The sequence below is a fragment of the Cupriavidus gilardii genome (assembly GCF_013314895.1).
Classification (GTDB): domain Bacteria; phylum Pseudomonadota; class Gammaproteobacteria; order Burkholderiales; family Burkholderiaceae; genus Cupriavidus; species Cupriavidus gilardii_C.
Map to the genome: position 1 here is coordinate 265,525 of NZ_JABTYE010000002.1, position 14,297 is coordinate 279,821.

General features: G+C 59.1%; 13 protein-coding genes and 2 pseudogenes. 7 read left to right on the plus strand and 8 right to left on the minus strand.

From position 1 onward, the window contains the following. Positions 1–26: 26 nt before the first annotated feature. From HTY53_RS03030 to HTY53_RS03045, 4 genes are all read right to left on the minus strand, one after another. Positions 27–551: a GNAT family N-acetyltransferase gene (locus HTY53_RS03030; protein ID WP_174104971.1), complete on the minus strand. Its 525-nt coding sequence runs from the start codon at positions 549–551 to the stop codon at positions 27–29. Positions 552–900: 349 nt separating this feature from the next. Then, positions 901–2,958 (minus strand): ATP-binding protein, encoded by a 2,058-nt coding sequence (locus HTY53_RS03035; RefSeq protein WP_174104973.1) that lies wholly within the window; start codon positions 2,956–2,958, stop codon positions 901–903. After that, entirely contained in the window at positions 2,955–3,428 is a 474-nt protein-coding gene (locus HTY53_RS03040; protein ID WP_174104974.1) for a hypothetical protein, read from the minus strand. The genes HTY53_RS03035 and HTY53_RS03040 overlap by 4 nt, the downstream gene beginning before the upstream one ends. Continuing rightward, entirely contained in the window at positions 3,421–4,287 is an 867-nt protein-coding gene (locus tag HTY53_RS03045) for a hypothetical protein (RefSeq protein WP_254599763.1), read from the minus strand. Before HTY53_RS03045 ends, HTY53_RS03040 begins: the two co-directional genes overlap by 8 nt. A gap of 383 nt (positions 4,288–4,670) precedes the next feature. On the opposite strand from HTY53_RS03045, the pseudogene HTY53_RS24710 reads away from it, so the two are divergent. Beyond that, positions 4,671–5,287, plus strand: a pseudogene (locus HTY53_RS24710) (tyrosine-type recombinase/integrase). 191 nt (positions 5,288–5,478) lie between these two features. Continuing rightward, positions 5,479–6,039 (plus strand): hypothetical protein, encoded by a 561-nt coding sequence (locus HTY53_RS03050; RefSeq protein WP_174104976.1) that lies wholly within the window; start codon positions 5,479–5,481, stop codon positions 6,037–6,039. A gap of 384 nt (positions 6,040–6,423) precedes the next feature. Here HTY53_RS03050 and HTY53_RS25010 read toward each other — a convergent pair whose 3' ends face one another. Together HTY53_RS25010 and HTY53_RS03060 are read right to left on the minus strand one after the other, a co-directional pair. After that, a complete protein-coding gene (locus tag HTY53_RS25010; RefSeq protein ID WP_368040888.1) occupies positions 6,424–6,858 on the minus strand; it encodes a GFA family protein in 435 nt (144 codons plus the stop codon). Between the two features lie 130 nt (positions 6,859–6,988). Then, positions 6,989–7,522, minus strand: a complete 534-nt coding sequence (locus HTY53_RS03060) for an SDR family NAD(P)-dependent oxidoreductase (protein ID WP_254599764.1) — start codon at positions 7,520–7,522, stop codon at positions 6,989–6,991. Positions 7,523–7,694: 172 nt separating this feature from the next. Between HTY53_RS03060 and HTY53_RS03065 the strand changes: the two genes are divergently transcribed. Both HTY53_RS03065 and HTY53_RS24715 read left to right on the plus strand, forming a co-directional pair. Then, the gene (locus HTY53_RS03065) at positions 7,695–8,465 is read left to right on the plus strand and encodes a LysR family transcriptional regulator (RefSeq protein WP_302480463.1); all 771 of its coding nucleotides are present in this window, start codon (positions 7,695–7,697) and stop codon (positions 8,463–8,465) included. Next, positions 8,386–8,613 carry a hypothetical protein gene (locus tag HTY53_RS24715; RefSeq protein WP_254599765.1) on the plus strand — a complete coding sequence of 76 codons (228 nt, stop codon included), beginning with the start codon at positions 8,386–8,388 and terminating at the stop codon, positions 8,611–8,613. Before HTY53_RS03065 ends, HTY53_RS24715 begins: the two co-directional genes overlap by 80 nt. Before the next feature lie 359 nt (positions 8,614–8,972). Here the strand turns inward: HTY53_RS24715 and HTY53_RS03070 are convergent, their stop codons facing one another. After that, complete coding sequence (locus HTY53_RS03070; protein ID WP_438820921.1) at positions 8,973–9,764, minus strand: VWA domain-containing protein; 792 nt, start codon at positions 9,762–9,764, stop codon at positions 8,973–8,975. A gap of 60 nt (positions 9,765–9,824) precedes the next feature. Continuing rightward, a pseudogene (locus HTY53_RS25120) lies at positions 9,825–10,025 on the minus strand (VWA domain-containing protein); the annotation flags it as partial. Between the two features lie 254 nt (positions 10,026–10,279). Between HTY53_RS25120 and HTY53_RS03075 the strand changes: the two are divergent. The 3 genes from HTY53_RS03075 (at position 10,280) to HTY53_RS03085 (ending at position 14,289) form a co-directional block, all read left to right on the plus strand. Further along, positions 10,280–11,959 carry an amidohydrolase gene (locus tag HTY53_RS03075; RefSeq protein WP_174104980.1) on the plus strand — a complete coding sequence of 560 codons (1,680 nt, stop codon included), beginning with the start codon at positions 10,280–10,282 and terminating at the stop codon, positions 11,957–11,959. Between the two features lie 343 nt (positions 11,960–12,302). Continuing rightward, the gene (locus HTY53_RS03080; protein WP_174104981.1) at positions 12,303–13,220 is read left to right on the plus strand and encodes an MBL fold metallo-hydrolase; all 918 of its coding nucleotides are present in this window, start codon (positions 12,303–12,305) and stop codon (positions 13,218–13,220) included. Between the two features lie 310 nt (positions 13,221–13,530). Beyond that, positions 13,531–14,289: a DUF5677 domain-containing protein gene (locus HTY53_RS03085; RefSeq protein ID WP_254599766.1), complete on the plus strand. Its 759-nt coding sequence runs from the start codon at positions 13,531–13,533 to the stop codon at positions 14,287–14,289. The last annotated feature ends 8 nt before the right edge of the window (positions 14,290–14,297 follow it).

Here is a 14,297-nt window from a genome sequence, read left to right on the forward strand (position 1 = left end):
CGTCGGCGATACGCCAAGTTCGGGAGCTACAGAAACAGATACCAGTACAGCGCGACGTCCTTTCTGACATCCTCGTCTAGCTGGCTGTACAGGTAGCGGTCATACCCACCCAGCACAAAGCCGTACCGCGCATAGAAGCGGCAAGCTGAAACGTTGGACGATTGCGTTTCAAGCCGGATCGCCCTGAGGTTCAAGGCCTCCGCCCACGCCACGGCTTCGTCCATAAGGCGTCTGCCGACGCCGCTGCGACGGTAGCGGCGGGATATGGCAATGTCGTCAATGCTCGCGCAGCCATTCCACCCCGGGGTGGCCAGCAAGTAGCCTGCAACATGCGATCCATCCTTCGCCGCGAGCAGCAAGCGGTCTGAATCGGAGTCCGGTTCGGATAACGATTCATCAAGTCCGTAGACCTTTGTCCGCGGCTCCACTGGCACCACGTTCGGCATGCCGGGCCCATCGAATGGGGCGACCGCCTCGTACTCGATGTCAAAGGAGAAGTCTTCCGCCGACAAGGCCTCTGGCGCGATTCTGTCGACACGTTCTATCTGCATACGCCCTTCTTCATGCTCTTGGGTAAACGGGGCACATTGGTACAGAGACACTAACCGGCGGACTCGATGGACGCTGGCTATCTTGGCTGGCGGATTCGGGGGGGGGGCGGTCGACGGAGAGCCGACGTTGGCGGTCCGCCTTCGGCCAAAAAAGCAGATATTCGACTACGGCATGAAAACTGTCGACAATCCCCCGTGTACGGCCTAACGTAGGTGCCCTTCCAAGGTCGTGCGCACCGACGGAACCAGCATCTACTTCAGCACGCGCCGGGCGCTTGATGTCGCCAGCGAGAAGGCGCCCTGACAGCAAGAACCCACGCGACTAAGCCGCTTTGACGGATCATTTCGCTCATTCGACTAGGGGTTGGATGACCTTGCCTTCCCACTGAATCAGCTGGAACTCCAGTCCAGTGGTTGCTTCCTTGAACACCGACTCGTTCTCATCGAACGAAGCTGCAACGATGGTCTGAAGGCCGCGCTGCGCGATCAGCAACTGAAGCAGCGCGCGCTGACTGGCTGACCGCATCGAATGCTGGCCAGGCTCATCCATCAGGAGAAGCCCGGGGTGCCGCCCCTCGAACCCGCGCGTCGCAGACGTTTGATACAGGGCCAGCAGGTAGCTCCAGATGAGGCGGACGAAGTCGCTCGCACTCGAGTCCGCAGTAAGGCTGGCCTGCACCTTCGGGCGAATAATCTCACGCAACTCCAGCTCCGAGAGGATGGGTGTCAGCGTGTCCAGGCTAATACGGATGTCAGCAATCTCCGCACTCTCATATCCGAACGAACTGGCGTTGCCTCTGAAGTTCTTCTCGAAGAGCGAGATTCTCGACATGTCGGCATCGCTGTAGGCCTCTCTAGGAAGCAGTCGCCTGCCAGCTTGGTTCGCGGCCAGACGGTCGGCAATCTCTCCGAAGGTAACCATGAGGGCCGCCGCCTGCTCGTTGAATGCTTGCAAGTTCGACAGCTCAAGTTCGATCTGGATCTGTCGACGGACGATGGCGCGAGATTCCGCCACGCCGGTGCTCACGTCGCCGCGCAGCGAGTTGCAGTAGTCATGAGTTGTCGCCAAGCGGGCGGCTACGTCGGCGACGACGATTTCGGACTGACGAATCTCCTCTATCGCTCCCTTGAGCTGGTTCTGCAGCATCTTCCGCTGGCTGTCGAGATAGTTGATGTTGGTATCTAGGTCCATCTGCGGACCCGTCACGATGCCGAGTAGGAGAGTGTCTTCGACAGCTTGATGACAGGTTGGGCAATGGTCGGTTGCGACCTCGACCTCCATCTGGGCGCCGAGATTCCGCAACTTCAGAGCCGTCTTGTTCCGTTCCAGATCTTCATTGGCTTCGGCCAGAAGGAGGCGCAGTTCATCTAGCGCAGCCTTCTGTAGCATCAGATTCGTGGTCGCACGTTCATGCAGAACGCTGAGCCGTTGCAATTCAGACGAGGCAAGCTCTAGCTCTTGGAGAGCCTCTGCTCCGGAGGCCTTTCCGTATGCCTCCGCCTTCGCTCCCAGCGCATTGTGCTCGGAGCGAAGGTTTCTGACTTGGTCTAGCAGGGAGGTCTTGGTCTTGCCATCGGACTTCACGAGCAGGACAGCCGCGGGGTCAAACATCGAAACCGGCGTGGCAGATAGGCCTTCAATCACGATGCCGTTTGCCGCTGCTGCTTGTCGCAAAGTGTCGTAGGTCTTACGCCAGTCCGAGTCAATCGACATGGAGTCAGCGTCGAGCGCCGCTCGTTTGGCCTGTCGCTCGAACACTCCCAGGCCTAGCAAGAACTCAGTGACCCTAATACGTGCGTCGCGAATGCCAAAGAAGGGGATATTGGCGATGTAGTCAGTCCACCCGCGCTTCTGCTCCACGGCGAGCGCGGCGAAGATAGTCTGCAGATACAACTTGGCCATGCCGCCGTTCGTCGTTGGAACCTGAGGCAGTTGATAACCCATGAATTCTTCGAGAAACTGGAAATATCCCCCCTGCTTCTGGGCGCTGCCAGGATCAAAAAGGTAGGTCGGCCGTGGTGTACCGAGTTCGGTGCCCTCCGTGAGATGGGCGCCCTCGAAAACTTCCATCAGCTTAGACTGACGCACGGGATCGCGGATTATGCGACGTAGCGTGACGCTTCGCCCAGAGGCGCTTTCCAGCTCGACAAGAACCTCGGAGCTCTCCACCGCGACGCGGCTATCGCCTTGCACGAAATACTCTTTAACCGCGTAGGGCAGCATCTTCTCGCCCTTGCCGCCGATGAGCTCTTCCATGCCCAAGCCGTAAATCAAGGTGTTGTAGAACGTGCTTTTACCGCTCGAGTTGCTGCCGCGGATAACAGTCAAGCCACGGCTGAATTCAAACTTGAACCCAAACTCTCCCCTTGCTGTGCTGATTCTTAGCTTTACGGCCCTGATTTTCATGCCGACTCCCATCCCTTCGCAACTTTCTCGACCATGCTTTCAGTGATGTCTTTACCGATTTGCATCAGAAGCTTGCGCTCGGGTGCGAAGGCGTCGGCATCCTTGAGGACTTCGGTAATGAAGCCTCGACCTTTTTCTGTCAGTTGGTATCCGGTCGAGGTGGCATCGACCAATCTCTCCGCCACGGCAAACCGAATGGCTATGGCGAGGGCGGGGTCGAAACCCCACGCCGTCATATTCAGTACTTTGGCCTTCGCGGAGTCAACCAGCTTCTGAATGCGGTCGGTACTCTTCAGCGCCCAGTTGAATAGATGCAGGCGCGGCAACGTCGACCTCCCGCCGCGAGACGACATCTGGAGAACAAGAAGCAGTTGCGTGATCTTGTAGAGCGGCCGATGCTCGACCAGCACCGGAGACGGTCGCCGGACGAAGCGCAGACGTTGAGGCCCGACGGCGATAGCTTCAGTCATAGTCGACCTCGCAAACTGCAATCCACCTCGCGACGATAAGGCGCGCGATCTGAGCCGCGCCGGTCTGGTCGATAGCGGGTGCGAGCTCCTTGACGATTCGCTCCGTCAGACCATCCCGGATTTTCTCGGTCAACTCCTGGGGTGTCCCCACCCACGTGTCGCACGTCTCGCCGATGTCCGCTTCGTAGCCGTTGATGATCCGCGCCAGCCTCGAATGGACGGTCGGCGCTGTGTCGTTAATCCGCTTAAGGTGGGGGCCGTGGTCGAGGAACTCGCGCAGGGTCTTCGTGTAGAGGCGCGCGACCTTGCCCTCCAGTTTGTCCGCCGGGAAACTCGCAAGTCGCGTTCGCGTCTTGCGCATGACATTCTTCTCGTACGTTTCAGAGTTATCAGTCAGCTCAGGCAGGACGGTCGGCAAGCCGCCGAAATCGAGCGCCTGGCCGACGGCAAGCTTCATTTCCTGAATCTCAGTCGCGTAGTGATCGGCGTCATGCACCAGCACCTGGAAGTCGGGCGCCAGGATTGACAGGTTCCACCCCCGAACCTCGGCCTCCTTCGTCTGGGCGTGCTTGATGAGGTCGTTGTGGGCGATGGTCGGTGTCACCAAGTGCCAGCGCCGCAGCTTGGTCGCGCCCAAAACCTTCTTTAAGTCGCCTTCGTTAGTCTGAAGCTTCTTCAGGTCTGTCGTGATCTTGTCTCGCTGCTTTTCATAGAGCTCTTTCGGGGGGTAGACCTTATCCGGGCAGTAACACTGGTACCCACAGCCTGTGGTCTTGGTGAAACCTTCCAAACCGTAGTCGCCGGGAGTAGCCGGAATGTGGGTGTAGCCGTCAGCCGTGAACTTGCGCTTGAAGACCAACTGACACAGCCGTTCCCAACTGTTCCCGTCGAATGCGCCATATGTTGTCTGAAACACGGTGGTGTTGTCGCTAGCGCTTAGCCGCGATCTGGCACGGAGAGACCGACGACCACTGCTTTCGAGAAGAACAATGGAAACGTGGTTTGGCGAGTGCCGTCTGAAATAGTCAGCCCTGAACGCAAGCGGTTCTCCCAGGTCGCGGCCGCTGCGGGAGCTGCGCAAGCGCACCGCGCGGTGTGTGATTACGTATATTGTCTGTTACAAATTGTTTCTTGTAAAGCAAGCAGTATGTGAGCTGTCCATTCACTCTTTGCAAAGACGGCACGCTCACTGATGCGACCGACCGGTGCGACACAACAGAGCAAAACTAGATCTCCCTTCACATGAAAAGGAGATCGCCATGGACACCTCAAGTTCTCCTGCGGCACCTCGTATACCCGGGAAAGATCGCCTGTCAGAAGCGGCCATTGAAGCTCCAAGAGATCCGGACGGCTGCAGATGCCTGCGAAAGCGCGAATTCGCGCTATTCAACCTCGCGATCGACAGCAAGCTCCGCGCTTGCGATCTGACGCGACTGCTGGTCCAAGACATATGCCACGGCGACCGTGTAGCTACTCGCGCGACGGTAACACAGCAAAAAACCCATCGACCGGTGCAGTTCGAGCTCACTGAGCAGACACGCGAGAGCGTCAATGCCTGGATTCGAATACACCGCCTGGGCGCATCAGACTATTTGTTCCAAGTCGGCCCCAGACTTCAGCGCATCTTTCGACGCGACAGTACGACCGGCTAGTTCACCGATGGATCGCTTAGATCGGACTAGATGATTCGGCTTACGGAACGCACACATTGCGGCGAACGAAGGCTTCGCTGATTTACCGACGAACGAAGAACGTGAGCGCTGTGCAGTTGCTCCTTGGCGACACTAAGATCGGAAGCACGGGGAGTGGGGACCGAGGTCGACGATGCGCTCGAGATGGCCGAGCAAACTAAAGTTTGATGACACCTCGGCCGGCCAAAAGGCGACACTCACGCCTGCGCGCCTTGGGACATTCGCACGTCCGCTCGGAACTCAACCAGAGTGTACCCGCGCACTACCTCGCACGCGGCAGGATGAACTCCTTTTGGTATAGTGGCGCGCCGGTCGGAAAAGTGACTGTTGTCACTCGGTTGAGGTACCGTGCAAAAAATATGTCCGCAATCTACATACGGGGCCCCGCTTTGAATTTTTTTCCTCATACTCCAATCGAGATTCCGCGGAGCGCGAACGGTCTCATTGCCGCAGACACGGGATCGCTCGCCGATTTTTGGGATGACGTTGATGGCAAGCTCGGCGAAAGTACTTCCGGTGGCATTGGTTGTTACATTTTTTCCGTACGAGCGGGAAAAGGCGTGCTGCCCTGGTATGTTGGCCTTGCAGTGAAGCAATCGTTTCGCAAGGAATGCTTTGCCCCCCACAAGCTCATGCATTTTAACAATGTAGTTGCTGGACGCCGGGGAACGCCAGTCCTCACCCTAATTCCGAAATATACTCCTAACGGAAAACTCGTGAAGCCGACGGGCAGCACGCATCGGGACATAGTGTTCCTGGAAAATCTGCTCATCTCGCACTGTTTAACTCGCAATCGAGACTTGTGCAACAAAAAAGATACCAAACTCCTGCGCGAGATGGTGGTCTTCGGGTTGCTCAACACACCACAAGGCAAAATGCATTCATCCGTCGCAGATTTTCGACTTTTGGTCGGAGCTTAATAGGTTCGCCCGTGGTCGCCCACATCACAGGAAGTGAACGCCCATAGGCTCCAGCGAGAAGGCATTGACACGTTAGGTTTTGCGACGATAAGCGGCAGGGCCGGAATAACGGTATTGACACCCGCAATCACTTAACAAGGTTCGGATGACCGTTGTAACTTTGAAACTGCCGCACGAGCCATATGGCGTCCAATGGCAGCTACGGGTCGACAGAAGGCGTGCGCATCCCACCGCTATCGGGCAGAAGCGAACACTGGTCGATCCTCCGGACATCAAGAACCGTCCACGCGCTGCGCTGGCGCGGGGAGTGTCGGCGCTAACCTTGGCTCTCCCAAGATGGGATGCTCAGCACGAATTGTGAGTCAGGCCTCATGTTCCCGGCAATTAGCTCAAGTTGTACGAGAAAATGTCTTTGAGACGCTCGGTAGGGAAAGCCTCCTCGTAAGACTCTGTATTCTCTGGCAGCCCGATCCAACGGAGTTTGCGCCGGGTCCACATATGCACAACGGGGATGACATCATTGCTATTGTCCAATGTGCCGGTCCGCACGATAGCCAAGCCGGGGCGACCAACATTGATGCTGTGCGTGCGGGTCTTGCATATCGCGCAGACGTAGTGAGTGGTACGGGTGCCGTCACCGCTGATGCGCGACCACCCCTCTAAAGGTCCATCGATTACAAAGCGAGATGTCGGCACGACGGCATGAAGGGAGAAGCCGCTTTCCGTCATGGTTTGGCAGTCCAGGCAGTGGCAAGCATAGCTGGCCCTGCAGGACCGGGAAGTCAAGAACGTAACGGCAAGCGGCGCAACCGCATCCACTTGGAAATGGCACTCAGCTCTCCTTGTGAAGGCGTTGAAAGCAAAAAAACGTCCCTTATGCCCCAGCGCTCTGCCTGACCCTGGCCGTTCGCGGGTAGACGCTGAAGGCGAAGCCGTGTCGCATCGCCACCTATCCCCCTATCCGCCAACCTCCGTTTACCGGAATGATGGCACCCGTCAGGAATGAGCCAGCCTCGGACGCAAGCCATAGGACAGTGCCTGCGATGTCGGCAGGAGTCCCTGCGCGTCCCAGTGGGGTCTGGGCTACGATCTCGGAAACACGGTCGTCCGGCCAAGCTCCGGTGAACCCGGTGTTCGCGATGAAGCCGGGAGAGCTGATGCTGATGACGCGGCCGCCGGGGGCGGCAAGTCGCGGAGACGCAATCATCGCCGCGAGGAAGCTGCCTTTTAAATTGGCATCCACAACAGCATCCCAATTCTCCTCGGCTTCCCCAATCGGCGTCGACAGGCTAACGGGGCGAACGAATCCCGCTGCGTTCACAAGAACGTCGATGCAGTCAAAATCAGCGAAAGCGTTCTCCACATCCGTGCGGCAGCCAACATCTGCGCGTCGCCACTGAGCTGCGGGACCGAGTTTACCCGCTGCTTCCCTTAGGTGTTCTCCATTCCGACCGGCAACAACAACGGCATATCCAGCTTCCATGAGCGCTTAGGAGATGCCGAACCCTATTCCGCTCCGCCTCCGGTAACGATTGCAATCCGCTTTTCTGCCATTTCAATACCTCGAACAATCAACAAACATTTCCTTCTTGGCGCAGCAGAAGCGATATGTCGAATACGGTTGACATTGCTGTTTGATACGCCAAATATATCGCATGCTTAGCCTTCGCCAATTTCAGCAATTCCTCGCGGTCGCAGAAACCATGAATTTTCGTCGTGCGGCCGAGCGACTGAACATGGCCCAGCCGCCCCTTACGGCTGCGATACGTCAGATGGAAGAAGAGCTTGGTGTGCGGCTGTTCGAACGTAGCAACCGGATCACCGGCCTGACCGCCGCGGGCGAAGTTCTGCGCCAAGAAGCAAGAAGGACGATTGCTCAAGCCGAACGTGCTGTCGCCATGGCCAAGCGTGCCGGCGAAGGCTCCGTTGGAACGCTTCGTATCGGTTTCGTCGCCAGCGCCGTGCGCGATCTGGTGCCTCAAATCGTCACCGAGTTCCGGCGAACCCATGCGATGGCGGTGCTCGAGTTGGAGGAAGCGACGACAGCACGGCAAATCGCGGCGATCCTGACTGATCGCATGGACGTCGGTATTGTTGCTCTACCGATCCCGCCCGGCGAGGAAGCACATGTCTCGACGAGACTTTTAGTGGAGAGTCGTCTGACAGCCGCTATCCCGGCCGAGCATCCGTTGGCGCTGACGCCGTCATCTCCGCTTTCATTGGGTTCGTTCGCAAACGAACCCTGGTTCTATTCCCGGGCGGAGAAGGCCCCGGCCTCTATGCCACAATCCTCCGGGCATGCGCCGAAGCTCGCTTTACCCGCATGTCGCGCAACGTGCCGTGCAGATGGAAACGATCGTTGGCCTTGTTGCCGCTGGTCTAGGCGTGGCCCTGGTGCCCGAACTATTCCGATCTTCGAATCGTGAAGGCGTGGTCTTCAGAGACCTCGCAGGAGAGCAGCACACCTATTCCGCACCGGATTGGTTTAGCTTGGCGGGCCGAGCGATCGTCTGGCGTTCTCTCTTCGTTCCTGCACGACGTGTCCACGATGGTCGGAGCCCTCGATTCGCGTAGCCGAAAGCCGCGATAGCCATTTCGACATACCTGATCACCTGACCACTTCTAGGACATGACAAAGGAAGAGTTGCACGAACTGCTGACCCTTGATTTCGGGCTCGTTATCGACCCGTAGAGCGTGGCGATCGGCGGTCCTATTTTCTCAAGCGAGTCGTCTGGCACCCTTCATCGACGACGCGTATCCTCCATGTTCAGTACGATCAAAGTGGCCATGTCACGCATATCAAGCGCTGCGTCTCATCGGACAATAACAACAGCGTATTCGTATCACACCCAGTGGACCGGTCGGGCTTACGGCAAGCGATTGAGGAAGAAATCGCAATGCACAATGCAATGAACGTGCGCGTGTGAGGTGCTCACCGCCGAAACCAAACCACCGACAACCCACACGCCAAGACCAACAACACCACCGCCCCAGCCGCCAGCAACGCACCAACCTCAACCTCCTTCCGCTCCAGCGCCAACCGGCTACTCAACCGCCGATAAACCTGCGTCAAATCAGCCGCCGAACTCGCCTGAAAGTACTCCCCATCAGTCAGCATCGCGACCTGCCGCAAGGTGCTCTCGTCCAGTTGCACGGGGGAAGAAAGGCCCGGCACTGGCGCCCCTTCCTCAAGCGGCGTACCGAAGCCCACGGTATAGACCCGCACGCCGCGCTGCGCGGCCATGCGAGCGGCATCGATAGGGTCCGGGCCAGTGGTGCGGCGGCCATCGCTGAGAAGGATGATCGCGCCGTGCCGATAGGAACCGGGGCTCGCCGAAGGCTGCTCCTGTTCGCGCTTGCGGACGGCTTCCGCTGCAGCGGCCTCCGATAGCGATCTGCCGCCTGAGCCGGGCGCAAGCGACTCCCCACCGAAAATAATCGCCTCCAGGTCGATGCCATCGTCGGGCAACAGCACCGCCAGCGCCTGGATCAGTCCGCTGCCAGTGGCCGTGCCGTGCTGCAGTTGAAAGCGCTCGATCGCGTCGAGCATGTCCTGCCGGCTGTCGGTGGGGGAAAGCACCACGGTCGCCGTGGCAGCAAAGGACACGATGCCCAGACGTACGCTGGCTGGCAAACCGATGATGAAGTCGCGAGCGGCCTGCTGGGCGGCGGCGATGCGAGTGGGTGCGACGTCTGCGGCCGCCATGCTGCGGGACGTGTCCATGGCGAGCACCACCGTGACGGTGTCGGACGGCAGCGTGACGGTCGCGGTGGGTCGGGCGCATGCCAACAGGGCCACGCCCAGCGCGAGCAACACGAGGAACGGCGGGATGTGACGCCGCAATCGTTGCCTGCGGCCCAGCGCGGCGCGCGGCAACGCAAGACTGGCATACAGCAAGGCGGCTTTTTTGCGCCGCGCAATCAGGTACAGGTAGGCGGCTACCAGCAGCGGAAGACCCAGCAGCAGCCAGAGCATTTGTGGCCAGAGAAACTGCATGCCCTGCTCCTTGGCACTCCTTTGCAGAGGATAAGGCGATGGTACTGCGTTTCCCGGTCGGGCATTCCGTCAGGCTTTTCCGCACTGCGGTTTTCTCTTATGATGCCGCCCGTCATATTGGCCGGTAGCAGGCAGACCGCCGGCCATTCAATGACTCGCGGCACGTTGCCGCCAATATGACGCCGCCCCGGGCGTCATCGACAACACCATAAGAAAACACAGCACAACAACAAGGAGTCATCTTGAAGAAGTCCATCCGCACGAGTCTGCTCGCACTGGCCGCCATGGCGGCCGTGCATGCGCACGCCGCTCCCACGCTGGTCGATTCCGTACAGGGCTACACGCTGCAGAACGACAAGATCGCCAGCTTCAGCGGCCTGGTGTTCGACCAGGGCAAGGTAGTGGAGACCGGCGACGCCGCCGCGCTGCGCGCGAAATATCCCGATGCCAAACGCATCGACGGCCAGGGCAAGACGTTGCTGCCGGGCCTGATCGACGCGCACGGCCACGTGTTCCGACTGGGCTTCAAGACGACCGAGATTTCGCTGTCGGGAACGAAAAGCCTGCAGGAAGCGCAAGCGCAGATCCGCGACTACGCGCAGAAGAATCCGCAGCGACAGTGGCTGCTCGGTTATGGCTGGAATCAGGTGAACTGGAAGCTGGGCCGCTTCCCGACTGCCGCCGAGCTGGATGCCGCGGTATCAGACCGTCCGGTGCGCCTGGTGCGCGTCGACGGCCATGCGGCCTGGCTGAACACCAAGGCATTGCAGGCGGCCGACATCACCCGTGATACCAAGGATCCGGCCGGTGGCCGCATCGAACGGGATGCGAACGGCAATCCGACCGGTGTGCTGATCGACAAGGCGATGGCGCTGGTCAATAACGTGATTCCGCCCTACTCCGACGACGATCGCCGCGCCGCGCTCGCTGCCGCCGTCGCACACCTGAACTCGCTGGGCCTGACCTCCGTCGGCGATGCCGGCGTGACCGTCGCCGACGACCGCATCTATCGCGAGTTCGCCGACCAAGGCAAGCTCACCACGCGCATCTACGGGATGATTCGCGACACCGGCGAGGACTTCAAGACGCTGTCGGCCAAGGGTCCGCTGATCGGTTACGGCAACGACCGCTACGATCTTCGCGCCGTCAAGCTTTACGGCGACGGCGCGCTTGGCAGCCGTGGCGCCGCGCTGATGGAGCCCTACACCGACGACCACGCGCATAGCGGCCTGCTGTTCATGAGCGATGCCGCGATGCAGGCCAACGTGAAGGCCGCGCTGAAGGCCGGCTATCAGGTTAATGTGCATGCGATCGGCGACAAGACCAACCATCAGGTGCTCGACGCGATGGAAGTCGCCTACAAGGACGTGGGCGGCCGCGACTTGCGCAATCGGATCGAGCACGCGCAAGTGGTTTCGCTGCCCGATATCCCGCGCTTCATGAAGCTGAACCTGATTGCGTCGATGCAGCCCACGCACGCGACCAGCGACATGAACATGGCGGAAGACCGCATCGGCAAGGAACGTATCAAGGGCGCCTATGCCTGGCAGACCTTCCTGAAGCAAGGCACCGTGATTGCAGGCGGCTCGGATTTCCCGGTCGAATCGGCCAATCCGTTCTACGGTCTGCATGCCGCGGTCACACGCACCGACCATGAAGGCCGCCCGATCAACGGCTGGCATCCCGAGGAAGCGATGACCCTGCCGCAGGCATTCCGCGCGTTCACCCTCGATGCCGCCTACGCGCAGCATCAGGAAAAGACGTTGGGCTCGCTGGAGAAAGGCAAGTGGGCCGACTTCATCCTGGTGGACCGTGACCTGTTCAAGGTGGCACCGGCGGACATCTGGAAAATCCAGGTGCTGGAAACTTGGGTGGCTGGTGAACGGGTGTATGCGAAGGGCGATCAATCGGCGCAGCGCTGATCGACTAGCTCGCAATCTCGCTAATAAGAAGCCCTGCTGGACGATGGTTCAGCAGGGCTTTTTTTCTTGTGTGGTCGCCATTCTCCGCGTCCGCAAGACATTGAAAAGGCGCGATTCTGCCTGACCGATCTTCCTGCTTGTCGATGTGTTTGGTGCGTATCGGGCAACACCGTGATTCCGCACGCTGCCTTCCGCCTCGCACCCCTGCTGCCTACGATGTGGTCACGCGGCCTTCACGCCGTGACCTCTGCCTCGCAAGCCAGCGGGGCTCCCTTTTCCGAAGCAACCCATTGCCCGACTGCGCTGGTCCGGCAATCGGGCCGACTCATTTGGAGGATCGATCATGCTCAACACACACAACACCCCAAACCGCGGGGAGGCCACTCCCGGCGACCGGGTTCCGTCGCGCTACGCGGTACGAGTCGGCGACATCGACGTGCTGGTGATCAGCGATGGCGTGTTGGCTCTGCCTACCGCAACGTTGGCCACCAATGCCGACTCCGCGGACCGGGCGGCCTGGTTCGAAGACATGTTCCTGCCGCCGGATGCGTTCGACTGGCCGCTGAACGTGGCGGTGGTACGCAGCGGCAAGCAGATCATCCTGATCGACACCGGACTCGGCGCCGAGTATCCGGACTTCCCGCGCGCAGGCCTCTTGCCCCAGCGCCTGGCTGCCGCCGGCATCGACCTGGGTTCCCTGACCGACATCGTCATCACCCCCATGCACATGGACCACGTGGGCGGCCTGCTGGTCGACGGCGTCAAGGAGCAGCTGCATCCGGACGTGCGGATTCACGTGTGCGCCACCGAGGTCCAGTTCTGGGAATCGCCGGATTTCTCGGACACGACCATGCCATCGCCGGTACCGCCCGTGCTCCGCTCGGCCGCCACGCGCTTCGCCAACGAATACCGCAGCCAGCTGCGGCTGTTCGACCAGCAGTGCGAGGTCGCGCCGGGGGTCGTCGTTTTCCGCACCGGTGGCCACACGCCTGGGCACAGCATGGTCCGTGTGACTTCAGGCGGCGAGCGACTGACATTTGCCGGCGACGCGATCTTCCCGGTGGGATTTGATCATCCCGACTGGCACAACGGCTTCGAACATGACCCGGTGGAGTCGGTTCAGGTTCGGGTTCGTATGTTGCGGGAAGCGGCGGAGACTGGTGAGCTGCTGGTGGCGACGCATCTGCCGTTTCCGTCCGTTGGGCGGGTGGCGGTTCAGGGCGAGGCGTTTCGGTGGGTGCCGGTCTTTTGGGACTATTGACCTTCCTGCACTGACGGTTGCTAGATTAGGGGCCAAACCGGCGCTCACCCTATTGCCCGTAAGGGTTAGCGCGCCGGCTTCACCCTATATGCAGCAATGATTTTCGATATGTCTCCATCGGTAACTTGCCGATACGTTGCGGACCTCGGCATTGCCGACTCCGGCGGGCAAAGGGGCAGGCTGAAGTGTCGACGCCGATCAGGAGTGACATGCCAGCGATTCGTCGCGACCACCCCATATGACGATTCTTAACGCGCGCTGATGCTGAAGGGTACGGCGAGAGATACGGCAGCTCCGCCCCTGCCCCTCATTGCTTCGTTGTAGCCTCGTTGATGTTCATGCTCTATCTTCACTAGAGTCGTCACTCAAACAATCCCAACTCCACACAATCATTTCCGCAATAGAGGAGATAATTGAAACAATTCTTGCATGCCTGACACGGCGGCGTTTCACCACCGTCGAAGCTCTATCCAGAATCGCACTGGAACACTGTACCAATGTGATTTATATCCTTGAAGACAAGACAACATCACGCTCCCGCTCGTTCTTATCAGCATATTTCGATAATGCATATGTGCGCGCAAAAAAATGGAATCAATATGCCATTGAAAAGGATGACAAAGATGTGATCGCGACGTCTTCAGACCGTATGAATCTTGTTCAGACGATGAGGGGTTGGGTAGTCGGCCTCGACGATGCAGAGGCGTGGCCTGACGCACGACGACGTCTTCGGCTAATCGGAGCCGAGCATTTTTATCACGATGTATTTGCACCCGCATCAGACTCGGTACATACGCTGGGAGAGGACGCATTTAACAACTGGTTCTTCGAGCGCACTAACGAAGAGTGCGATCCTAAGCTCATCCGAGGCGTACTGCATGCGGAGAAAGGTTCCTACGCCATATATATGAGCACAAACGCATTAAGCTTCTACACAGAAATAGTGCGAAGCCTGGTCGGAAGCGCCGGAAATGAAGAGGCACATCAACATGCGACAAGTCTTATCGAGACCCTCAACACATTGCTTTCTGAATTTACCACCTTGAGCACCGCTACTGTAGATAAATAAAGTAGAGA